Annotated in this window: 15 protein-coding genes; 6 read left to right on the top strand and 9 right to left on the bottom strand. The window is 38.2% G+C overall.

The features are described from left to right. Positions 1 to 131 precede the first annotated feature (131 nt). The 8 genes from galK to AAGF08_RS17890 form a co-directional block, all read right to left on the bottom strand. Positions 132 to 1,280 carry a galactokinase gene (gene galK, locus AAGF08_RS17925; protein ID WP_343512741.1) on the bottom strand — a complete coding sequence of 383 codons (1,149 nt, stop codon included), beginning with the start codon at positions 1,278 to 1,280 and terminating at the stop codon, positions 132 to 134. Continuing rightward, positions 1,280 to 2,305 carry a LacI family DNA-binding transcriptional regulator gene (locus tag AAGF08_RS17920; RefSeq protein ID WP_343512740.1) on the bottom strand — a complete coding sequence of 342 codons (1,026 nt, stop codon included), beginning with the start codon at positions 2,303 to 2,305 and terminating at the stop codon, positions 1,280 to 1,282. Before AAGF08_RS17920 ends, galK begins: the two co-directional genes overlap by 1 nt. A gap of 70 nt (positions 2,306 to 2,375) precedes the next feature. Continuing rightward, complete coding sequence (locus AAGF08_RS17915) at positions 2,376 to 3,353, bottom strand: M28 family peptidase (protein WP_343512739.1); 978 nt, start codon at positions 3,351 to 3,353, stop codon at positions 2,376 to 2,378. Next, a complete protein-coding gene (cysS, locus tag AAGF08_RS17910) occupies positions 3,343 to 4,833 on the bottom strand; it encodes a cysteine--tRNA ligase (RefSeq protein ID WP_343512737.1) in 1,491 nt (496 codons plus the stop codon). The genes AAGF08_RS17915 and cysS overlap by 11 nt, the downstream gene beginning before the upstream one ends. Positions 4,834 to 5,148: 315 nt before the next feature. After that, a complete protein-coding gene (purH, locus tag AAGF08_RS17905; RefSeq protein ID WP_343512736.1) occupies positions 5,149 to 6,675 on the bottom strand; it encodes a bifunctional phosphoribosylaminoimidazolecarboxamide formyltransferase/IMP cyclohydrolase in 1,527 nt (508 codons plus the stop codon). A 130-nt stretch (positions 6,676 to 6,805) separates the two neighbouring features. Beyond that, entirely contained in the window at positions 6,806 to 8,257 is a 1,452-nt protein-coding gene (locus AAGF08_RS17900) for a transporter substrate-binding domain-containing protein (RefSeq protein ID WP_343512735.1), read from the bottom strand. Positions 8,258 to 8,607: 350 nt separating this feature from the next. Next, positions 8,608 to 9,522, bottom strand: coding sequence for an endonuclease/exonuclease/phosphatase family protein (locus AAGF08_RS17895; RefSeq protein WP_343512734.1), 915 nt, complete (start codon positions 9,520 to 9,522; stop codon positions 8,608 to 8,610). Between the two features lie 50 nt (positions 9,523 to 9,572). Next, positions 9,573 to 9,977, bottom strand: a complete 405-nt coding sequence (locus AAGF08_RS17890) for an OsmC family protein (protein ID WP_343512733.1) — start codon at positions 9,975 to 9,977, stop codon at positions 9,573 to 9,575. A gap of 186 nt (positions 9,978 to 10,163) precedes the next feature. Here AAGF08_RS17890 and ppsA point away from each other — a divergent pair, with 186 nt between their 5' ends. After that, positions 10,164 to 12,536: a phosphoenolpyruvate synthase gene (ppsA, locus tag AAGF08_RS17885; protein WP_343512732.1), complete on the top strand. Its 2,373-nt coding sequence runs from the start codon at positions 10,164 to 10,166 to the stop codon at positions 12,534 to 12,536. A gap of 7 nt (positions 12,537 to 12,543) precedes the next feature. Continuing rightward, positions 12,544 to 13,302 (top strand): glucose 1-dehydrogenase, encoded by a 759-nt coding sequence (locus tag AAGF08_RS17880; RefSeq protein WP_343512731.1) that lies wholly within the window; start codon positions 12,544 to 12,546, stop codon positions 13,300 to 13,302. A gap of 180 nt (positions 13,303 to 13,482) precedes the next feature. Here the strand turns inward: AAGF08_RS17880 and AAGF08_RS17875 are convergent, their stop codons facing one another. Further along, positions 13,483 to 15,615, bottom strand: a complete 2,133-nt coding sequence (locus tag AAGF08_RS17875) for a M20/M25/M40 family metallo-hydrolase (protein ID WP_343512730.1) — start codon at positions 15,613 to 15,615, stop codon at positions 13,483 to 13,485. Between the two features lie 218 nt (positions 15,616 to 15,833). Between AAGF08_RS17875 and AAGF08_RS17870 the strand changes: the two genes are divergently transcribed. From AAGF08_RS17870 to alr, 4 genes are all read left to right on the top strand, one after another. Continuing rightward, positions 15,834 to 18,869 (top strand): glycoside hydrolase, encoded by a 3,036-nt coding sequence (locus AAGF08_RS17870; protein ID WP_343512729.1) that lies wholly within the window; start codon positions 15,834 to 15,836, stop codon positions 18,867 to 18,869. Positions 18,870 to 19,258: 389 nt separating this feature from the next. Then, the gene (locus tag AAGF08_RS17865) at positions 19,259 to 20,482 is read left to right on the top strand and encodes a carboxylate--amine ligase (RefSeq protein ID WP_343512728.1); all 1,224 of its coding nucleotides are present in this window, start codon (positions 19,259 to 19,261) and stop codon (positions 20,480 to 20,482) included. Positions 20,483 to 20,498: 16 nt separating this feature from the next. Next, entirely contained in the window at positions 20,499 to 22,487 is a 1,989-nt protein-coding gene (locus AAGF08_RS17860; RefSeq protein ID WP_343512727.1) for a hypothetical protein, read from the top strand. Beyond that, a complete protein-coding gene (gene alr, locus AAGF08_RS17855; protein WP_343512726.1) occupies positions 22,460 to 23,638 on the top strand; it encodes an alanine racemase in 1,179 nt (392 codons plus the stop codon). The genes AAGF08_RS17860 and alr overlap by 28 nt, the downstream gene beginning before the upstream one ends. Positions 23,639 to 24,304 lie beyond the last annotated feature (666 nt).

The following is a 24,304-nucleotide window of genomic DNA, read 5'->3' as shown; positions in this document are numbered from 1 at the left end:
ATCAATTTTTCTGAAATTAGGGGATTTGTAATAAATCGACGTCAAATAACCGAAAATCATATGACAAATCGGGGCGAATTACAAATTATTTCTTTTTGAAACAATAGAAATCTGCCAGTCGGGTAGAGATTTTATTTAACTAATCTGGCTCCATCTGAAGGTTTTACCTCGATAAAGTCCGGTTCAATATTAAAAGCAGCTAAGTAACTTGTAGCAATTGATTTCTTGAATTCAAGGATATGATTATTTTCCAATAAATTGATAGTACAGCCTCCAAAGCCTCCTCCCATCATTCTGGAACCTAATACATACTTTTTTTTCCAAGATTCTTTTGCTAAGAAATCAAGCTCTTCACAACTCACCTCATAATCTTGACTAAGGCTTTTATGTGATGCTTTCATTAATTCCCCAAACTTTCCAAGTTCTCCACTTCTTAAACTTTCTCCCGCCTGATGGACTCGGACGTCTTCCAAAATCACATGCTTTGCCTTGGAGAAAAGCTCTTTAGGTAAGATGGATTTAACTTTTGGAAGATCTGCTTCAGCAATATCTCTTAATGTTTTAATGCCAGTAAAAGTAGAAGATAAAATATCCACACTTTCCTCACAAGCAGATCTTCTTTTGTTATAAGCAGAATCAGCTAGTTTATGTTTAACATTTGTATTAACTAATAGCAAACTGTATTGCCCAAGTGAAATAGGGACTTCTTCATGTGAATTGCTTCTACAATCCAATAACAAGGCATGATCTGCTTTACCAAATGCAGATGCATAAGGATCCATGATTCCACAATTCAACCCTTCGAATAAATTCTCTGACTTTTGGGCATATAAAGCAAGTGACTTCTTAGGGATATCTAAATCAAACAAACCTGAAATTGAAGTGCCAACTCCAACGGAAAGTGCTGCTGAAGATGACAGTCCTGAACCCACTGGAATATTTCCTCCGAAAACCATGTCAAAGCCCTCTATTTCATATCCGGCTTGGTTTAATTGGGAGACCATACCCATAATATAATTTCCCCAATGACCTTTTCTTGGAGAAAAAGATTTGACATCAAATCTAAAATCTTCATTAAAATCAAAAGAATGTATTCTTGCTGAATTACTATTGTTCTTTTGAATTCCAAAATAGATTCCCTGCGCTACAGCAGCTGGAAAAACAAACCCCTCCTGATAATCTGTATGTTCTCCGATAAGATTAATTCTACCTGGAGCAAAGGCGTGAATTGGCTCTTGAGCAAAAATCTCAAGAAAAGATTTCGTGATGAGTTCACGCATTATTTGATAATTTCTGTGGACTTTCTTGGAATAAGGGTAGTCTCTAAAACGATAGAAATAGGATCATCAGAAGCGATTCCGTCGAGTTGATCTAATAGGTGACTTACTGCAAGTTTCCCCATCTCATAACCTGGTTGAGAAACTGTAGTCAATGAAGGTTCTATTACTGCTGAAGTAGGGTTATCAGTAAATCCTGCTAAAGCAATGTCCTGAGGGATTTTGATCCCTTTACTCTTCCAATTCAATAAAACTTCCACTGCTACTGGATCTATCATACAAAACACTCCATCTGGTCGTGTCTCCATTTCTAGTATTTCTTCTGCTACTGCTGTATTGCCTTCGGTTGTCAAATCAGTAACTTTTATCAAGCTTTCATTTTCAGGAATCCCAAATTCTTTTAAAGCTTTTAGGTACCCTTCTTTTCTCTTTTTACTTATATATAAATCCTCTGGACCTGATACATACATCACTCGTTTGCAGCCTTCTTCCAACAAGTGTTTTGTGACCTGATAAGCTCCACCTGCATCATTAAAAGTTATCTTAGACACAGGTATATCCTCATGAACCCGGTCAAATAACACAAATGGAATTTCTCGATTGTAGAGTTCAAAAAGATGCTCATAATGATTGGTTTCTCTACTCAATGAAATCAATAAAGCATCGACTTGGGTGGCAACCAAAGTTTTGATATTTGCCATTTCCAATTCTAAATGCTCATTAGATTGACAAATCATGACATTGTATCCACGAACATTTGCCTGATCTTGAATACCACTGATACAGGAAGCAAAGAAGTGAGAAGTTATCTCAGGAACAATTACCCCAAGTGTTTTGGTTCTGCTGATTCTGAGACTCTGGGCAAGAAGATTTGGTTGGTAATTCATTTCTTTTGCCATTTCCACAATTTTCCTCTTGGTCTCTGGATGCAATTCCGGAGAGTCTTTTAAAGCTCTGGAAATAGTAGAGACTGAAACTCCCAATTTCTTGGCAATCTCTTTCATTGTGACCTGATGCCCTTTTTTCATGTTTGAAATTTAGGTAAGCATGAATGCTTAGGTTTGAAATCAACAATCTAATAATTCCTTGGTTACTAGATTACTCTTGATAAACCGTAAATAAAACGGTTTCTCCTACAGCTTGCAAGGTTCTTTTATCAATCAATTCCATATTATCACTATGGGTATGATGGTAATGCCCAAACCCGTAATCAGGAGAAAAGTCCAAAATATCGATCATAGGAATACCTGCGTTTTCATTTACAAAGGCATGATCATCTAAAATTTCTGCTGCTTCTCTCATTACGAAAAAATCGCTGTGACCAATCTTGGCAGCGTTCTCCCAAACTTTCCTTAGAATTCCTGCGGCATATTGGCGAGAATATCCTTCATAATAGAAGTGTGCCCCTTTGGCTCCAACCATGTCAAGTAAAATCCCATAATAAGCACTGTAGTTTGGGACATGTTTATTTAAAGACCAGTATTGGGAACCTAAACACCACCAGATTTTTCCATTATTTAATCTCGGGCCATTTTCTAATTCTCCGTCATCTTCCCCATCAAAAAGAATAAAATCTATTCCTACCTCTGGTTCTAATTGTTGTGAAGTAATCGTTCTTGCAATTTCTAATAAAACCCCTACACCACTAGCTCCATCATTAGCGCCATCTATAGGCTGATCCATATCCTGAGAATCCTTGTCTGCAAATCTTCTGGTATCCCAATGAGCAGATAGCATAATACGTTTTGTCGCCTCGGGTTTATAGGATGCAATGATATTGGTTAGATTCCAAGTTAAGTTATCGTACGTTTTAGCCTCAAAATCCTGAGTGCTTACATTTAAGCCAAAACTCTCAAACTTTGCGATAATCCATTCCTTTGTCTCCTGATGGGCAGGAGTCATTGGAACTCTTGGTCCAAAATCAACTTGCTTTTGAATATAGGCATAGGCGGAGTCCGGAGAAAAGCTTGGGTAAGGTTTTACCGGGACCTCTGCTACAGTCTCGGTTTTTTTTTCAGGGGCACTACAAGCCCATACTAAAAAAAAGATACCGAAGAGCCATAATTTATTCTTCATACGCCCAGTCAATTTTGTCTTTCATGTCTTTCACCACAAAACCAAGGTCTTTCAAACCCGCTCTGATTTCATCCACTTTGTCATAATCCCTTGCTGTTTTAGCTTCTGTATAAAGAGTTAATAAGAGATTGATCATTTTATTCTGACTATCTGATTTCTCTTCAATCAACCCCAGGATATCTACTACAAAAGTGATAAAGGTGCTGATTAATTTATTGAATGTCTCTTCGCCAAGAACTGCTGCTTGTAGCTGTCCTGTGTACATGGAGTTGATTTTTTTCAATAAGTTGAACAAATGCCCAATTGCCTGAGCCGTATTGAAATCGTCATCCATCGCCCTATAGGCATTGGAGATGCTGTTTTCGATTTGTTCGACTTGCTTTTTGTCCACTTCGGCGTCAGCAGCTTGATATTCCAACATTTTTGCAATTCTCAGGCCGTTGATCAGTTTTTTATATCCTTTCTGCGCAGCTTTTAGTGCTTCATTGGAGAAATCCAAAGTAGAGCGGTAATGAGCCGTCAGTATGAAATAACGAATCGTCATCGGGCTATAAGCCTGCTCTAACAACTGATGATTCCCATTAAATAATTCTTGAAGCGTAATAAAATTGCCCAAAGATTTGCCCATCTTCTGTCCGTTGATGGTGATCATATTATTGTGCATCCAGTAGTTGACCGGATCCTTATGATTGCAGGCGTTTCCTTGTGCTATTTCACATTCATGATGTGGGAACATTAAATCCATACCACCTCCATGAATGTCAAAGGTAGTTCCAAGATATTTCGAACTCATTGCAGTACACTCCAGATGCCAACCCGGAAATCCCATTCCCCAAGGTGAATCCCATTTCATGAGGTGCTCAGGAGCAGCATTTTTCCACAAAGCAAAATCTACAGGATTACGCTTTTCGCTTTGACCGTCTAGGTCTCGGCTTCCGCTCATCAATTCGTCAATCACTCTTCCGGAAAGTCTTCCGTATGGAGTGATCTCATTGTATTTCAAAGTATCGAAATACACAGACCCCTTGACCTCATAGGCCAAACCTTCTTTCAGAATAGCTTCAACCAACGCAATTTGCTCAGGAATATGACCAGTTGCCCTAGGTTCGATATTCGGTTTCCAGGTATTCAAAAGAGCCATGTCCCGGTGGTAGGAGTCCGTATATTGCTGTGCAATTTCCATCGGTTCCAACTGCTCGAGTTTTGCTTTTTTGGCAATTTTATCTTCACCTTCATCCGCATCTCCTTGCAAGTGACCTACGTCCGTGATATTTCTGACATATCTGACGCGGTAGCCAAGGTGGGTAAGGTAGCGATTGACCGTATCAAAAGTCACTGCTGGTCTTGCATGTCCTAAATGGGCGTCACCGTAAACGGTCGGTCCGCAGACGTACAATCCTACAAAAGGAGGGTTAATTGCTTGGAAGTTCTCTTTCTTGCGGGAAAGAGTGTTGTATAGCTTTAATTGATGCGATTTCATAAGTCTGCAAAAGTACGAATTTGAATCCGATAATGATTGGGTTACGTGATTCGGGCCAAACGGTTTGGATTAGACTTGCAAAATAGCAGTTTCGACCGGGGAAATGAAGGATTAAATGAATTTGGGTAAGTTCTATCGTAAATCTGGAAATCTCTAGAATAGCTTATCTAAATATTCTTTTCTTATTGAAAGAAAAAGACCTTCCGAATTCAAATCAGAAGGTCTTGAGATCCATCCTTTTAGGCTTAAAATCCTGAAAGAATTTAATAGGAAAGTAAAATCTTTGGGGTTGGTAAAACCACAAAGGATCATAAATCAATGTTTGAAGTGTCTTACTCCTGTCATCACCATAGACATCCCATGCTGATCACAATAGTCAATGCTCAACTGATCTTTGATAGAACCACCTGGCTGTACAACCGCAGTGATTCCTGCTTTTCCTGCAATTTCCACACAATCAGGGAAGGGGAAGAATGCATCGGATGCCATGACAGCACCCTTTAGGTCAAATCCAAACTCATGCGCTTTTGTGATAGCTTGCTTCAAGGCATCTACGCGGGAAGTCTGTCCTACTCCTGAAGAAAACAATTGATTATCATTACTTAAAATAATGGTGTTGGATTTGGTATGCTTACAGATTTTAGCTGCAAAAACCATCGCCTCCATCTCTTTTTCTGTTGGAGCTTCTTGCGTAACTACTTTGAAATCCGCCTTTGTTTCAGTAGCCAAATCCTTGTCCTGCTCGATTACTCCATTCAAAAGTGTTTTCATCATTTTGGTTCCAGGAAGATTTATCTTCTGACGAAGCAAAATTCTATTTTTCTTTTTAGTCAGTACATCTAAAGCTTCAGGGGTAAAATCCGGAGCGATTAAGACCTCGAAAAAAAGCGAATGCATCTCTTCTGCGGCATCTTTATCTACTGTTTGATTGGTGACCAAAACACCTCCAAATGCAGAAATGGTATCCGCTTCAAAAGCCTTTTGATAGGCTTGTTTCACGGTCGGTGCCAAAGCAACACCACAGGCATTTGTATGTTTCAAAATCGCGAAAGCGGTCTCACCTTTAAACTCAGCGATCAAATTCACGGCAGCGTCTACATCTACCAAGTTGTTGTATGAAAGTTCTTTTCCGTTTAATTGATCAAAAAGCGCATCCATATCTCCGTAAAAATGTGCGCCCTGATGAGGGTTTTCCCCATATCGAAGTGCTTTTGCTTTGGTTTCAGATACTTTCAAAGCAGGTATATTTTCAGTCTGATTGAAGTAATTGAAAATATGCGTGTCGTAATTAGAAGAAACCTGAAAGGAATGTGCGGCAAAATAGCGACGGTCTTCGATGGTTGTTCCGCCATCCTGGTCAGAGAGTTTCTGCTCCAATTCTTTGTATTGATCCTTAGAGGCAATGATCGTTACATCCTTGAAATTCTTTGCAGCAGCTCTGATCAATGAAATACCACCAATGTCAATCTTTTCAATAATATCCGCTTCAGAAGCTCCGGAATCTACCGTTTCTTCAAAAGGATACAAATCCACAATCACCAAATCAATAGCTGGAATATCAAACTCCGCTGCTTGGGAAAGATCTCCCTCATTATCTCTCCTATAAAGAATTCCTCCAAAAATCTTTGGGTGTAAAGTCTTCACTCTTCCTCCGAAGATGGAAGGGTAGCTGGTTAATTCTTCAACAGGAACAACTGCTGCTCCTTGTTCTTCAATAAATTTCTGTGTGCCACCTGTGGAATAAATAGTGACACCATGCTTTTTAAGAAGGGCAATGATAGGTTCAAGATTGTCTTTGTAAAAGACAGAAATAAGAGCAGATTTTATTTTTTTTGTGGCCATTTGGAAATGGGTTGATTAGAAAAACTCAGGAAGCTGCAAAGGTAAGAAAATTGCTCGGAAGGGGGTAGAAGAAGATTGTAATATCTACAATTGATTTGGATAAAAGATTGCTCTTGCGATTGCTTAATCCCTAGACCTCTATAAACTGGGTATAATGTTGATATCTTTCAAAAATCTGATCGACGTAATTGTAAGGTTCTATTCCTCTTACATAGCCATATTTTACTACTGGGTCATTATAATTTTTTGGGGAACTTAATTCCAGAATCATTTCCTCTACATTCTCATCCCAAAGCTGCGCATTTAAACCTCGTTTTTCTGCAAGCCTTTGTGCATCGATGACATGGTAGAGTCCACAATTATAGGCGGCAAGTGTAAATTTAATTCTTTGGACTGAGTCGGGAACGTTTTGAAAGTTCTCCCTTATTTGTTTTAAATAAGTTAAACCACCTTTTATACTTTGTTCGGGATCAGCTCTATTTGTTACTCCTAGTTCTTTGGCAGTTGCTGGCATTAGTTGCATTAACCCTTGAGCGTTTGCCCAAGAACTGTTTGTAGGATTAAATTTTGATTCTTGGTAGACTAACGAAGTAACAAATCTCCAGTCCCAATCTAACTTTTTGGAATGCTTCTTTATTAAATTATCATAAGGACTTATTTCCTCATTGTTTAAACTGTAAAAGTCACTTTTGACGCGTCTTTTGAAATTCTTTTTATTCTTAAAATACTTGTTGTAAATAACATTGTAATCCACCTTCTTTTTAATTTCCTCTAACCAATTATTAGTGGCTTCTAATAGGTCTGGTGAATTTTTACGTGTAGCCCAACTTATCCTTTGTGAAAAACTTATAGGTACTCCAATGTCTAAAATAGGATAATAAGAGGCCATAACACTAGCGATATTAGCATCTGCAACTGTATATTCAATTTCTCCTTCTACAACTTTTTTTATAATCTTGTCGGTTGCCAGTTCACCAGGAAGTTCTTTGACATGAATTATTCCCCCGAGCTCTTCTGATAGATTAGCGATTCTTTCTTTGTAGGAAGACTTTTTACGAACAGCAACCGTGTCTCCCAAAAGTTCCATAGGATCTTGAATTAGGGAATTTTCCAATTTGTTCCAATGCATGGTCCGCCAGTTATCTGGTTTCTTTTGAACCAAAACTTGCTTGGTCAAGTATAAATAATCTGTAAAAGCCACCTCTTCTTTTCTTTCGGAGGTGATCGTCAATCCATGTGCGGCAATATCCCCTTCTCCTGCATTGAGTTTTTCGAACAAGTCATCCATATTTTTGACAACAACCAACTCTAATTCTACTTCTAAATAGTCCGCAAACCTTTCCAGCAATTCATACTCATACCCCATCGGACGGCCTTTGTAAAGAAAATAAGTGGTGCTACTATAAATTGTTAACGCTCTTAAGGTCCCCGTTTTTTTTATTTGTTCCAGGTCTCTTTTTATGGGATTCGCTTTATCTTTTTCACTTTTAATTTCCTGCTCTTGAGAGCAACTGATCATTAAAAGAAGTGTTAGGAATAGTAAATTGAACTTGGTATTAAAAAACGCTTTTATCAATTTCATTTTACTTTTATTTGGTGATTTTATTGTGGTTGGTGAAACTTGTAATTGTAATTTTACAAGCGCTGATTATCAGTTTGCAAAAAGAATATTATAACAAAAAAATATTGAAAATCAAACTAAAACATGTTCAGCGGTACTTCCTATTAATAATAATGTAAATTAATCGACTGTTGTTTCCACTAAATAAATCATGCTTAAATAATATATGTTTAAAATAGATATTTAGATTTTAATATAAATTACAATCGATATTTAGAAATTTAATTTCAACCGATGGTTTCAATTCAATTTTATGTTGCATTAATAATAATTTAAAAAGAATCTCTTTTTGTATAGTTAAAATAATTTTTTTACAAAATTTCAAATGTTGTTACCACGAACCCATGATCTGAAGGATATTTAAAATTTTTGTTATTTATAGAAAAGTTTTCACCAAGAAAAGCTTTATATGAATCAGACTTTATAGGTCGAATAGATTTTCCTTTATAAAAAATATAATCTATTCTGTGTGCATCATTTTTCCCTTTTGTATGCCAGGTTATTCCGGGAGATGCTATAGGATCCGGATTTATTTTTCGATAAGAATCAATCAGTCCCATATCTTCCAGAACTTTTGTTGCATACCATGGAACTACCAGGCCATTATGTAATTTTTTTGTTCTATTGCCCCAATCTAAGTGCGAAGGAGAGTTCATATCTCCTCCAAAAATTAATGGTATGGAATCCGTTTCTTTCCCATATTTTTCCAAATAGGGGAGTATATTTTGAATCATCTCATACTTTTTCCCGGTTCTTTCCCATGCTAACAACTCTTCACTTGATTTTCCCATTTTTTCGGGCTCATCTTCCCAAGGTAAATAGTGAAACCAATTAGAAAAGAATCGATATTTTTTATTATCAATCAATATTTCTATTCCACCCAAATAGAAAGGGTAATCTGTGTCTATTCTATCCCCAAAAGGATATTTTGAGAATATGGAGAGATTTATATCCTTATCATCTAAAGCTGTACCTTCTGAAGCTATAAGGTGAAAATTATATCCTAAAGATTCTGCTATTGATAAACCTGAACCATAAGTCTCCACCATTAAAATCACGTCAGGATCTATTTCTTTTATAATATTTATCGCATTTTCCTTTCCATTTTCAATATCATTTGCTCCATGTAAAATATTCCAAGCCATAACTTTGAACGTAGGTTTTTGAGCATTTGCTTCAAAAACAAAAAATAAGGATACGAAAAATAATATTTTGATAAATTTCATTATTTTGATATTAAATACCTTTTATTCCAGTTTAAGTATATAAAGTTTTATCATGTTTCAATTATTTTGACTTCACCTTGAATCAAGCATGATTTTTTAACTGTATTTACAATGGTCCCAAATTTTTCAATATTCATTTGAAGTAGATGAACGTTTATTGTTGGTGACTTTGTGTAAATAAGTAATTCATACTTTATCTCGTCCATTCTAGGAGGTTTTTCAAGCCGTGTTCCTTTTACTTCAATCTCTGCTTTCTTGTATTCAAAATTCATTATTGAGGAAAGGCGTTCTACATTTTTCAAGATGCATGCTGAAATAGATCCTAAAAATAGTTCTGCCGGGCTGGATAGCAGATCGCCTTTATCTGCGCTAATACCAAACTCGATTTCTGATTTTTTGATTGATATGGTAGCTTTTTCTTTTGAGGTAGAACTGGCTTTACAAGAGTAGATCATGAGTTTTGGGATTTTAATTTTTTAAATAACAAAATAATAAGTCATTTCTTACTTCTTGAAAGTCTCAAAATAGGAGGATTTATTTACTGATTTATATCATTTTTTTAACCTAAATGAATCATAAGTAAAGCAATGCGGACTGCTTAAATTGGGCTATTCTTAAAATCTAGAAAAATCAAAAACAATATGGATAATCTGGTAATTTCATTTGGTGAAATTGGAATAGAGGATGTCCCAAAGGTGGGTGGTAAGAATGCCTCTTTGGGAGAAATGTACCAAAAACTCACTCCCTTGGGTATTCGCATACCTGATGGGTTTGCAGTGACTTCCACAGGTTTTCGCCTTTTTATAGATGAGAATCAACTTAAGCAAGCCATTCAGGATCAATTGGCAAGCCTTGATCTAAAAGAATTTTCTAATCTTCGTGAAGTGTCAGATGGTATCAAATCTCTCATTTTAGCAGGTGAAATACCTGAAAAACTAGCAAAAGAAATCATCCGATCTTATCAATCTATAGGAGGGAAAGACCGAGCTGCTCCAGATGTGGCGGTAAGAAGTAGTGCTACCGCAGAGGATCTTCCAGGAGCGAGTTTTGCAGGTCTGCATGAGTCTTTTTTAAATATTAATGGCACAGAGGCTTTATTGAAAGCGGTACGTGCCTGTTTTGCCTCCATGTACAATGGTCGGGCGATTAAATACCGTCATGACAAAGGATTTGACAAACATGAAATAGCCCTTTCTGTTGGCGTGCAGTTGATGGTAAGAGCAGACAAAGCGAGTAGCGGGGTATGTTTTTCCATCGATCCTGAATCCGGTTTTGCTGATTCTGTTTTGGTGACCGGCTGTTGGGGATTGGGTGAAAATATAGTCCAGGGAGCAGTTATACCAGATGAATTTTTAGTGTTTAAGCCAAGTCTGGAAAAGGGGAAAAGAGCTGTTATTTCCAAAAAGGCAGGTTCGAAGACCAAAACTATGGTGTACTCGGATTCTGGAGGAGTGGTCAACTTGGATACTCCGATGGATAAACAAAAAGCCCTTGTGCTAAGCGATGAGGAAGTGGAGACTTTGGGAAAATGGTCTGTGGAGATTGAGAAGCATTATAAACTTCCCATGGACATTGAATGGGCTAAAGATGGAGTTACCGATGAACTTTTTATAGTTCAAGCCAGACCGGAAACCATTCATGCAGATAAGGATCCTTATCTCCTGAAGGAATATGCTTTGACTGGAAAAGGTAAACTACTCAGTACGGGTTATGCCATCGGAGGGGGAATTACCTCAGGGAAAGTAAAAATCATTATGTCTCCTTCCGAAGCAGACCTTCTGGAAGAAGGAGATATTCTGGTGACCGAGATTACTAATCCGGATTGGGATCCCGTGATGAAAAAAGCCGGAGCGATCATTACTACAAAAGGAGGGCGAACCAGTCATGCGGCTATTGTGGCTAGGGAAGTCGGCGCATTGGCCATCGTGGGGGCAGAGGGCGCATTGGAAATTCTCAAAAATGGGGATGTGGTAACGATTGATAATTCCTCCGGGAAAATGGGGAAAGTTTATGAAGGTAAGCTGGAATGGAAGACTACTGAGCATGATTTCCATGGTTTGAAGCTTCCTAAGACCAAGCCCATGTTTATTCTGGCAGATCCAGATAAAGCATTTAATCTTTCCTTTTTTCCTAATCAAGGTGTAGGGCTGATGCGGATGGAGTTTGTAGTGAATAGCAGTATTCGAATTCACCCAATGGCTTTAGTCCATTTTGACCAACTTGAGAATCAGGAGGAAAAAACGCAGATAGCAGATCTTTGCAAGGGGTATTCAGACAAGAAAGAATATTTTGTAGACAAGCTTTCACAGGCTATCGCAACTATTTCAGCGGCTTTTTATCCAAAAGATGTGATTCTGAGAATGAGTGATTTTAAGTCAAATGAATACGCTAATTTACTCGGTGGTCATCAATTTGAATTGGATGAAGAAAATCCAATGTTAGGATTCCGAGGTGCTTCGCGGTATTACCACGAGCGCTATCGGGAGGGTTTTGCTTTGGAATGCGAGGCAGTCAAAAGAGTTCGAGATGATATGGGGTTGGAAAATCTAAAGGTGATGATTCCTTTTTGCAGAACGCCTGAAGAGGGGAAAAAGGTTGTTGAAATTCTCAAAGAAGAAGGGCTAAAGCAAGGGGAAAATGGCTTGGAAATCTACGTGATGGCGGAAATTCCTTCTAACATAATCTTGGCGAAGGAATTTGCCGAGATTTTTGATGGATTTTCCATTGGATCAAATGATCTGACGCAACTAACGCTCGGTGTAGATCGGGATTCGGAAGTATTAAGCGAGCTATTTGATGAGAGTAACCCAGCTGTTGAGTGGATGATTTCGGAAGTAATTCATACTGCCAAATCAAGCGGAAAGAAAATAGGGCTCTGTGGACAAGCTCCCAGTGATAACCCTGCATTCGCGAAATTTTTGATAGCTCAGGGAATCGACAGTATTTCCTTTAATGCAGATGCTTTACTCAAAGGCATAGAAAATATGATTGAAGCTGAAACCCAAAATAAATAATAGTCAAATGAAGAAGCTCGAAAACAAAACAGCAATAGTAACTGGGGCAGCATCGGGAATGGGAAAAGCAATAGCCAGACTTTTTGCATTGAATGGGGCAAAAGTGGTGGCAGTAGATCTAGATCCCGATGATGCTATGGATGTTGCTGAAATGATACGAATGGAAGGAGGGCATGCTATCGGATTGAAATGTGATGTTTCTAATGAGGCTCAAGTCAAAAAGATGATGCATGCAGCTCTTTTAGAATTTCACTCTATAGATATCCTTGTTAATAATGCAGGAATCATGGACAATTTTATGCCCCTTGAAAAGGTAACGGATGAACTTTGGACTAAAGTGATGGGAGTAAACATTAATGGGCCTTTTTATGCAGCAAGAGAAGCAATCGGACAGATGCTAAAGCAAGAAAAAGGAGTGATGATCCATATTTCTTCTGTAGGCGGAACCCATGGTGCAAGAGCAGGTTTAGCTTATACTACCTCTAAGCATGCCTTGGTGGGGATGAGTAGAAATATTGGATTCATGTATGCTAAAAAGGGAATTCGAAGTAATGTTATAGCCCCGGGAGGTGTCAATACCAATATTATGAAAAATGCGGAACCGGATAAAGAAGGTGCAGAGTTATGCAGTTCGGGCGCGGGTTCTATGCCTCGAATGGGTGAATCTGATGAAATTGCCAAAGTTGCGCTTTTTCTAGCCTCTGATGATTCTTCTTTTATAAATGGTGAAGTGATCACTGCTGACGGTGGTTGGACAGCCTATTAATCCAAACTATTTAGAAGCAGCCTTTCTGGAAAAATTGTCTAATGCTCTAATTCAACTTGAATCTTTTGATAAATAGTTTCTTAAAAGATTCTTTGATTAGAGCTTTACATGTTTGGTTTTACAGATTAACTCGATTTTCTTTTTTCGGGAAGAAATGTTGAATCGTATTTTAGGTCCATCCTAATTTTCCTGGATTATAGCTTTAATCATGGAAACGAGGTTTTTCATATCCCGATAATCCATGATTTCTACTGGGGAATGGGAGTATCTTCCAGGCCAAGATAATGGAATAGAAGGTATGCCATAGCCAAGAAAAGCTTGGCCATCTGTGCCTCCTGCAGTCATGCCATATTGAACTTTGATGTTATTTTTTTCTGCAAGTTTTTGAATCTCCTTTAAATTTTCTCTACTGATGAAATTTATACTTTCCAATACCCTGATAACAGCTCCGTTTCCTAAAGGACTATTTGCAAATGTTTCATCGGTGTATGGGTCATCTGAAGAAACATAGGTGTCAATAGGAAATACCAATTTGGCATCTTGTAGGCTTTTCGCAGCATAGGCAGAACCTATTAATCCTGTTTCTTCTCCCACAGACCAAACAAAAGTTATTTTATTTTTCACTTGTTCTGGATCTAAATCATTCAAACTCATCAGTAATGCGGCACAGCCAACACGGTCGTCGAAACCTCTCGCCGTAGCTCTGTTTTGGCTGAGACGAATCATTTCTTTTGGCATAGTCACTGTTGAAACTCCAACTTTTATTCCCGCATCAAGTGCTTCACTTTTTGAATTGAATCCTGCGTAAACCATGAAAGAATTGGAAAGCGTTCTGCTAGATGAAGACTTGTAATCAGATCGAGGTTCAAATACTCCTTGAATAGAGCTTTCTTCCAAATGAATCAAAGCTGGTTGTGCCTCCCATAACCAAGGAAGCATTCCCCCTTTGCTATCTAAAATTAATTTACCATCATCACGAATTGAGTCTACCACATATCCCGTTTCATCCATATGGGCTACGAAAACGACATGATCGGCTCCTTGCCCAAAAGTAAGTCTTATATTTCCTTGAGAATCCACAGTTGGTTTTGCCCAATCTGGCAATTTATTTAAAATAAGTTCCCTCACTTTTACTTCATTTGAGCTCACTCCATATTGACCAATTAACTCAGAAATTAGTTCGTGTTCCTTATCGAAATTAGTATAGGATGGGTTTGAAGTTGTGGTTTCTGCCATAGGTAAGTCAACATGTTTTTTGTCTTCACCGATTACATCAAACCAATGATTAATAAGATTTTGAAAATCAGAAAAAGCTACTAATTCTACTGGGGTGTCAGAATAAAGACTTGGTAATCCAACTTCGAAAATATTTTGGTTTTCGAAATCAACCGTGGAGGTGGGGTTTCTAAATGGAGAAGAAGGTTTAACATTCAAGTAATTCTCACCATTATCAATTGATTTCCCATTGGACAATAATGTCTGATGATCTGTTTTTTCATATTCTAAAAAACGATTAAATCGATGTATTTCATCAAAGGGACCAAACTCGTTTATCACTGTTTCGATTCCTTTTCCATTGATTAATTCTAAGGTTGCCCATGCAATCACAAGGGTACCATCTATGTCTTTTTCGGTAATGCTTTTTGCAAATGCCGCCAACGCAATTGCAGCAGCTTTTGATTTCATTGAGGGGGCAGCAATCGAAGAACCATTAATAATTTGAGGTTTTTTATTGAGGGTGATCGGGTCTAAAAGATGAATGTTTTTTTGTCCGACTGCTGCAGCATTTGCTTCACCAACATCAATAAAAACTTCATGCCAAGAGAAAGGAGCTTTTACTCTTTCAGGAATGGCTCTCAGTCCCTCATAGTGAGTAGATCGAACTGTGGAAACAGCAATAATAGGTCCTTTTTCGGTATTTATTTGTACTTCATGGCCTTGCAAAAATTGATGATAGAGACTTCCTATATGTCCATAACCAATCGGATTGATCTTTAAATACCCATCATCTTGAATCTGGCTGATAACATATCCAGGTTCATCAAGAGGTGCTGTAAGCAGTTTTCTCGGGAGACCAGACCCAATTGTCAGTACAAGATTTCCTAATTTATCTTTCTTTAATTCGGCATTTGGAAATAATGATTGAATATAGGTGGAGGCTTGTTCCTCTCTTCCAGTTACCGATGATGTTTTTGAGAATTCATATAAATGATGCACTAAATTAGAATTATCATTTTTCGCTTGCCCTAATGCCAAACTGTAATTAAAAAAGATAAAAATAATGAAGTAGAAGGACTGTTTTAGTAGATGCATGTTTGTAGAATAAATAGTAGGTAAAAAAGTTTTTTATTGGTGTGTTAAGATACAAAATAGGACCAAAATACTCATGGACATAGTTACAAAAAGAATTATGACAACTCCAAGTCGGTATTCATTATCAAATATGAAGTTGCTTTATAAATGATAAAGAGTACATAATATTGGTTTTGAATGGCATTATAAGTAAACTCGGTAAACCGTTTTCCAGCACTATGTCCGATCAATCTAATCTCAGGGTTTTACTTTCCCTTTTCTGCCTATTTTTATTTAGCTCACTTTACTCGCAGCAGATTCCCTCTTCAGCTTATCAGGACCTTGATTATAGGATGATAGGACCTTTTAGGGCGAGTAGAACTGTGGGTGGAGTGGGTATTCCTGATCAACCCAACGTGTTTTTTATGGGGGTGAATAATGGAGGTGTTTGGAAAACAGACGATTATGGAAGAACCTGGAATCCTATTTTTGATGAAGCACCTACTGGTTCGGTTGGGGATATTGCTGTGGCTTTGTCTAATCCTGATATCATTTATGTCGGAAGTGGGGAAGGCCTACATAGACCGGATTTGGGAGTGGGAGATGGGATCTTTAAAAGTATCAATGGAGGGAGAACCTGGGATCATGTCGGCTTAAAAGATATTCAGCAAGTTGGAAGGCTTATCGTTCATCCCTCAAATCCTGATGTAGTATTTGTAGCCGGTTTAGGGCATCCTTATGGAGCCAATGAGCAAAGAGGTGTTTTTAAAACAATTGATGGAGGGAAGACTTGGAAGAAAGTACTCTATATAAATGATAATACAGGTGCGATTCAGGTAGAATTTGACCCTAATAACCCAGATATACTTTTTGCTCATATGTGGGAACATCAGGAAGGGCCTTGGGAGAATGCGGCATTTTCCGGTCCGAACAGTGGATTATATAAAAGTACAGACGGAGGAGAGAATTGGCGCAAGATTACAAAAGGACTTCCAAGCGCCGAAAAAGGCTTAGGTAGAATAGGAGTTGGGATAGCTCCAAGTAATTCCAATCTTATGTTTGCTACGGTTGATGCCAGACAGAATGGAGGAATTTATAAAAGTACAGATGCTGGTGAAAGCTGGACATTGATTCATGAAGATCGACGACTATGGGGAAGAGGAGGGGACTTTGCCGAGATAAAAATCCATCCTAAAAATCCAGACCGTATTTATGTCGCTAATATAGCTTCCTACACCTCTGCAGATGGGGGTAAGACTTGGTCTTCGCTAAAAGGAGCACCTGGAGGGGATGATTATCATCGTATTTGGATTAATCCATTCAATCCTGACATTATGCTTTTTGTTGCTGATCAAGGTGCAGTTATTACAGTAAATGCCGGACGTACTTGGAGCTCTTGGTATAATCAACCCACTACACAATTATATCATGTTACTACCGATAACGCTTTTCCTTATTGGGTCTATGGGGGCCAGCAAGAAAGTGGAGCGATAGGGATTGCAAGCCGTGGTAATGGGGGACAGATAAGTTTTAGAGAATTTATGGGAGTGGGAGCAGATGAATATGCTTACGTAGCACCAGATCCGAAAAATCCAGATATCATTTATGGTGGTCGTATCATGCGATTCAATAAGAAAACTGGTCAATCAAGCAATGTCGCACCCGAAGCATTACGTTCCGGGGATTATCGGTTTGTTAGAACAATGCCTTTGCTTTTTCACCCAGCAGATGACAATATGCTGCTATTTGGTACAAACGTGTTATGGAAAACATTGAATGGAGGACAAAGTTGGGAAATTATTAGTCCCGATTTGACATATGAACAACCGGAAGTGCCATCCAGTGTGGGTCGATATAAAACCAAGGAAATGGAAACAATGAACAGAAGGGGAGTGATCTATTCTGTAGGTCCTTCACCTTTGGATGTTCAAACTATTTGGACAGGTACGGATGACGGTCGTGTGCATGTGACTAATAATGGGGGGAAAGATTGGATTGAAGTAACTCCACCTGAGATGAGCACTTGGGATAAAGTTTCACAAATTGATGCAAGTCATTTTGATAAGCAAACCGCATATATTGCTATCAATGCTATTCGCAAAGATGATATGACTCCTTATATCTATCGAACAAGAGATGGAGGGAAGACATGGGATTTGATTACAAAAGGATTGAATCCAAATGGACCAGTGAATGTGGTACGAGAAGATCCCAAGCAGAAAGGATTACTCTATGCAGGGACTGAACGTGAAGTTTACTTTTCAATAGATGATGGTGAAAACTGGCAATCACTTCGTAATAATATGCCTGCAACCTCAATTCGGGATTTGGTGATTCATGAAGATGATTTAGTGGTTGGCACACATGGTAGGTCTGCTTGGATTTTAGATAATATCTCACCTCTTAGAGAACTTGCAAACTCTTCTAAAACTGAAGCTTTCTTATTTTCACCTTCAGACACTTATCGTGTCAGATGGAATATGTTTTTGGATACGCCACTACCTCCCGAAGAACCCGCAGGCCAAAACCCACCTGATGGTGCAATTTTGGATTATCAGTTAAACAAGAATGCGAACAAGGTGCTATTGGAAATACTGGACAGTGAGGGAAATGCTATCAGAACCTATTCAAGTGAGGATGAGCCCGAGTACATTGATTCTACTGCCTTGCCACATCCAACTTATTGGATCAGACCCCAGCAAAGGTTAGGAACTGATCTTGGACATCATCGATTTGTCTGGGACTTAAGGCTTGAGCCTCCAAGAGGATCGAAAAGAGAGTTTTCTATTTCAGCAGTATACAAAAATACGCCGAGTGGACCTCGAGGTCCATTTGTTCAACCTGGAACTTATCGGGTTCGATTGACAGTGGATGGAAAGTCTTCCGAAAGACCATTAACAATAAAAATGGATCCACGGGTCACTATTACAGAAAGAGCCTTAGAGTTGCAGACAAATCTGAGTAAAGCTTGCTACGATGGGTATCACGAATTACAGGATATGGTGGAGGAAATAGATAGACTGAGCAACCCATCCGAGTCGCAAAGTAAGTTTCGAGGAAATGGAAGCGTAGGGAATCCTGATACGATGTATGGGAGCATTCGTCAAACAGATCCAAATCAAGAGACATTGGTCGGCTTGCAGGAAAAATTCCTTTTTATGATGGATTTGATTCAAGCGGCAGATGTGCAGCCTACTACTCAAACTATTCAAGCAATAGATATTTTGAACCAATCCTTGGAAGCGTTAAAGAATAGGTGGAAAGAAATTAAATAATTAAAAAATCAGCCTATTCTCTTTTAAGGTTTAGTACCATTTTCGGTCTCTAAATCCAATCAATGCGCTCAGTACAAGAGATTAATTTTTGATTAATTCATCTTGACCTATCGATTATTTTTAAGCTTTGCTGAGTGGACAGCATAAAGTTAAACCCTCTGAAGCAAAAGCTCAAAATCCGGTAAAAACCCCCTTCTCTTTAATTATTCGAAGAATCAACTGTACTCATCAAGGGGATTGAAAATTTATGGAACGATCTTCCGATCAGTCCTCTTGTAGTAGTGGATGCCATGATCTATTTGACAGTTCTGTCTATTTCTCTCTGACACTTCCCGTGTTGTTCGAGGCATCAGATTTATAAATTTTTAACCCTAAACCAAGATTTAATAATGGCTAAATGTTTCGCACTTATAGGCTGGAGTTTGCCTGTCATTGAAAGTATGCAAAAAACTGGAAGACCTTTCGTGGTCGTTTCATTTTCAGATTTTGAACCCTATGCTAATGAAAATGATATTCCTTTTGTTTCTTATCAATTAGATGAGTGGAGTGATACTTCCAATTCAATTGATTTGTATGAAAAGCTAAAAGCATTTGATGCAGACGTTGCAGTTCCGCTTTATGAAGAAACAGTTGAGTGGGCAGGAGCTTTGAATTCTATTTACAGAGGAGATCCACGCGTACTTAATAGAGCTTTCCTATTTAGAAATAAAGCCATGATGAAGCGTAAAGCGCTTATAGGCGGATTACGTGTCGGATTATTTGAAGAAGTTTACAATAAAGAAGGGGTAAAAGCCTTTATGAAACGTCTCAATCAAGCTAATCTCCAACTTGATGGAGAGGAAGATAGCTGGGTTCATATTAAACCATTTGCTTCTGCAGGTACCGTAGGACATCGATTGTTACGCTCAATGGATGAAATTGATGAAAAATGTGAGGATAGTGATTTCCCATGTTTGGCAGAGAGTCACTTGTCTGGTCGGGAGTTTTCTTGTGAAGCCTTCATTAATAAAGGTAAAATCCGATTCCTGAATATTACAGAATATGTCAAGTTGGGTTATTCTAACTTTATTCCGGAAGGAAAATATCTTGAATCAAAGCGTGATTTAATCCACAAAGAAGTTCAAAAGATGGTAGACATCTTTGGAATTGAATACGGTATGGTACATCCGGAGTGGTTCTTGACCGAAAATGATGAACTGAATTTCGGAGAAACTGCATGCAGAATTCCAGGAGGACATATTTTAGAGCTTTGTTCGAAGTCCTATGAATTTGATGCCTTGGCTGCATTTGTGATTTGCCATGATCCAAATATCACGGAAGAAGAACTGGATGAAATCTTTCCTGAGAAGGACTTTAGACCAAAAAATTATCATGGAAATGTGATGATTTATCCTCACAAGCGCCAATTCTCAAAATTGGAAATTCCTGAATCCCTCAATAATGAACCATACTTTGTTGAGCACACATTGATAGCTCCTTATGAAGGCCAAAAGCTAAGTGCTGATCGCGATGGGTTTGGTAATCACTTTGGTACAATAAACTTCAAAGGTGAGGACCCAGATCGTATGACTGAATTATTGAAGCATTACGAAGAAGAAGAATTTTACGTCTAAAATTTTAAGATATTAAATGGGATTAACTATCGATAAGGTATTTAATAATTTCGATCAAAGTTTCCAGGAGTTTATTGACTCTGGACCGCTGACTAAAAAAGGCAAGGCTACAAAATTGGCCAGTCATATCGATATACTAAGCTTGACCAGATCTGGTCTTGCTTTTTTATATAGTAAAAGCGTAGAACTTGATCGTGGGGGATTTTTTAAGGATACTTCATGGAGTGATCCAGACAAATTAGTACCATACCTAGTGAAAGGAACTCTTAATTATGGGCATCCTTCTTCAAGTTTTGAGACACTTTCTGAACTTCGAATGCTGCGGATAGCAAAGGGAGAAGATTCTTATGAAGGCATTTCTGCCAAAGACGCTCAAAAATTCCTGGAAGAAGTGATTGTCCACAATTTGGAATTTGCTTTACGTGAACCCAGTGAAGAGACCAGACTCCGTATGCCCGATCGGGAATTAAAAAAAGCATACAATCTTTTTGGCTTTATCATGTCTGAAATAGACTTGAATGGAGTTTACGAAAAACTTGTAGAAGAAGTGCGGTTGATTTGTGAACAAAGACCAATTCGAACCCAAAAAGCAAGAGAGTTAATCAGCCTGGTTAAGCGTAGGTTTGATACTTCGGGGGAAGCTAAAAAGGACAAGATGATACGTGTTTTCATTAATGCCCTCTACACTCCTTCCAGAGGGGTTAGAGAGAATGAAAACAAGGAATCCTATCTGGAGTTTTTGGGAAGTGCTGATGAAACGACTCTTGCTTCTGAAGCCCATGAAATGGGTGAGCTTATGAATGCTACAGGTCTAGTCAGTGGCTATCATGCGCTCTTATTAAGACATATTTTAAAAGTCAATCCTAATCTTGTTCCTATTTGTCTTGATCTTAATGATCGAGGGATTGCTGAGTGGGAAAAATATCATGAGTTAGTATCCTCCCTGATTTTGGAAACTGCAAGCTGGGATAATTGCCAATGTATTTACGGATTGGCAAGAATGTTAGGAAAGAATTTATTTTCCAGAAGAGCAGTGCGAGTTGGCTTAGAGAACCTTCGGAGAATTAAGATTAATTCTCAGGTGGAGAAAAGGATTTTGAAATCCTTGACTGAACCTGATGCTGATATCACGGCTTTGCAGTACCTGATAGGCGGAACAATCAAGGTTTTGGGACAGCCACTCGGAATCGGCCAAGGGCATAATCCAACCTGCCAGTCGGCTCGAGGAATCAGTATGTGGAGCCAGCATTCACCGGCTAAGCTGATCGATATGATCATAACTGTTTCAACCCAGAACAATTTGATCATGCGGTTTGAAAACCAAAACTTGGTTTCAAACAACTTAGTAAAAGGCCTGCTCGATCAATTGGATTATAATTTAGATGTCGTATCAGTGGTACTAGTTCCTCATCTAGATAAAATTTATAACGAGATGATGAGGATTTCTGCGGGGAGATTGGAAGATCCGCATAAATGGGTCAATCCAGCGATGTATGGTCATTGGATTCAGGTCGATTTTGCTTCATGTTATGATTATATGAGTAATTCTATTATGGATTTTCCAGGATATCAAAGGATATTCTTTGCGTCTTTTCATCCTGATTTTAATGGGAATCGGCATTTAGTGTATCCTAATCCTGTAGGGATATTCATCACAAGCAATAAAGGCGATATGATCGGCTTTCATGCTGTTTCACTTTTGAGAGTCGAAAAAAGTCCATCGGGAGAGATGCGTGCATATTTCTTAAATCCCAACAATGAGGGTAGACAGGATTGGGGCCAAGGTATTTTGCCTTCCGTTCACGGTAAAGGTGAAAAGCAAGGCGAATCTTCCTTGCCTTTTCATCAATTTGCGGCAAGAGTTTATGCCTTTCACTACAGCTCTTTGGATGTGAAAAACAGGTTAAACGAGGTGCCTGTGGAGGAAATTGAAAAGGTAGAGAAGTTGGCTAGAGGTAGTTGGGGTAAATCATATACATGGAATCAACAAACGAAATTATGGTAAGACATTCGTCGAGAATAGAGTTAAGTCAATCCTCGCTTACGAATAATATAAACTTTATAAAAAAGAAAGTAGGAGAGGGCGTAAAAGTATCTTCTGTGGTAAAGGCGAATGCCTATGGTCATGGAATTCGCGAATTTGTAAAGATGGCGGAAAAAGCAGGCGTAAATCATTTTGCAACAGCATCTGCCTTTGAGGCGGAGGAAGTACTTGAGGCAAAATCAACCGGTAGTGATGTTATGATTATGGGGATTCTCTATGATGAAGACATTGATTGGGCTATAAAAAATGAGATAGAGTTTTATGTTTTTAATTATGAACGCCTTCCTTTAGTTTTAGAGTCTGCGAAGAAAATAGGGAAACAGGCCAAAGTTCATATTGAAGTTGAAACCGGAGCCAATAGAACAGGACTTTCTAAAAAGCATTTTTTACCCACTTTAAACTTTCTAAAAAAGCATTCCGAAGAAATTTCTTTCAAAGGATTGTGTACACATTTTGGTGGTGCTGAGAACTTTTCGAATCAGTTTAAAATCAAGAGTCAGCATGAACGGTATAAAAACTTTCTAAAGCAATGCAAACAAAAAATGATTATGCCTGAGCTTCGTCATATCGCATGTTCAGCGGCAGCATTGGCTTATAAGGATACGGTGTATGATATGGTAAGAATTGGTGTGGCTCAATACGGTTTTTGGCCGAGTCCTGATATTTATTATTCGCATTTGCAGGAAATCGGTAAACAGTCAGATGGAGCTTTAAAGCGGATATTTACATGGAAAACAGATGTAATGGATGTTCGTGATGTGGATGCAGGAGAATTTATTGGATACGGAACTAGCTATCAAGCTTCCCAGGATATGAAAGTAGCCGTGATGCCTTTAGGTTATTGTAATGGGTATCCACGTGCGCAATCTAATAGTGGTCATGTACTAATTAAAGGAAAGAAAGTACAGATTGTAGGATTAATCAATATGAATCTTTTTATGGTAGATGTGTCAAACATCCCGGACGTGCAGGTAGGAGATGAGGTGGTTTTGGTCGGTCGTCAAAAAAATAGTACCATCAATATCAGTTCATTTTCACAAGTGACTCAGCTTCTGAATAATGAAATGCTAAGTAGACTTCCTTCTGCTATTCCAAGAAGGATAGTGAAGTAGAACCTCCATTTCAAGCTAATTATGATCACTACGAAATAAATGGAGTTCAGCGATGCAATTATAAATTGCTTATAGGTTACTTAGCGCTGTAAACGTTTTGCGAATGGTTAGTAGCGAGAATAGAAGTTTATAAATTTCGGTTTAATACTTTTTTTGTTAAATACTGAATTTTTGAATTTCAGCATAAACTCGCTATTAACCATTTACTTTGTCTTACTCCTTGGTTCGATTTCATAACTCAATTTAGTCTAAATATTCTTAACGTCGCATGCTAAGATTTATATCCTATTCTTTTAATTAATTCTGTACTATAACTAATAACAAAACACTCCAAAACGCGTGGCACCTTCATATTTACTTCTGATTCAATTGGGATTGGTATGATTCTCTACAATTGCCGAGAGTAAAATCCTTTAAAAATCCCCGCCATCCCGAAGACCATCGAGATGTAATTAGTGCAATCACTTTTTCTAATGCATAAGATAAATTTAGTTTTATTTGATCTCTTCTTCTCGAATTGCGAGAAAGGGGCAACTAGGATATAAACCAAAACAGGAAGGTTTTTGGCGCGCCTTTCTTATAATGAAAACTAATTATTAGGTCTTTTCCTTTTTGAAGGTAAGTAACTTACTCAATATCAAATACTACTTTATGTAACGTTGAGTA

It is taken from the genome of Algoriphagus sp. SE2, from assembly GCF_039563885.1.
In the GTDB taxonomy this organism is placed as follows: domain Bacteria; phylum Bacteroidota; class Bacteroidia; order Cytophagales; family Cyclobacteriaceae; genus Algoriphagus.
Note: the sequence above shows the minus strand (reverse complement) of the source record. Positions and strands in the feature narration are given on the sequence as shown.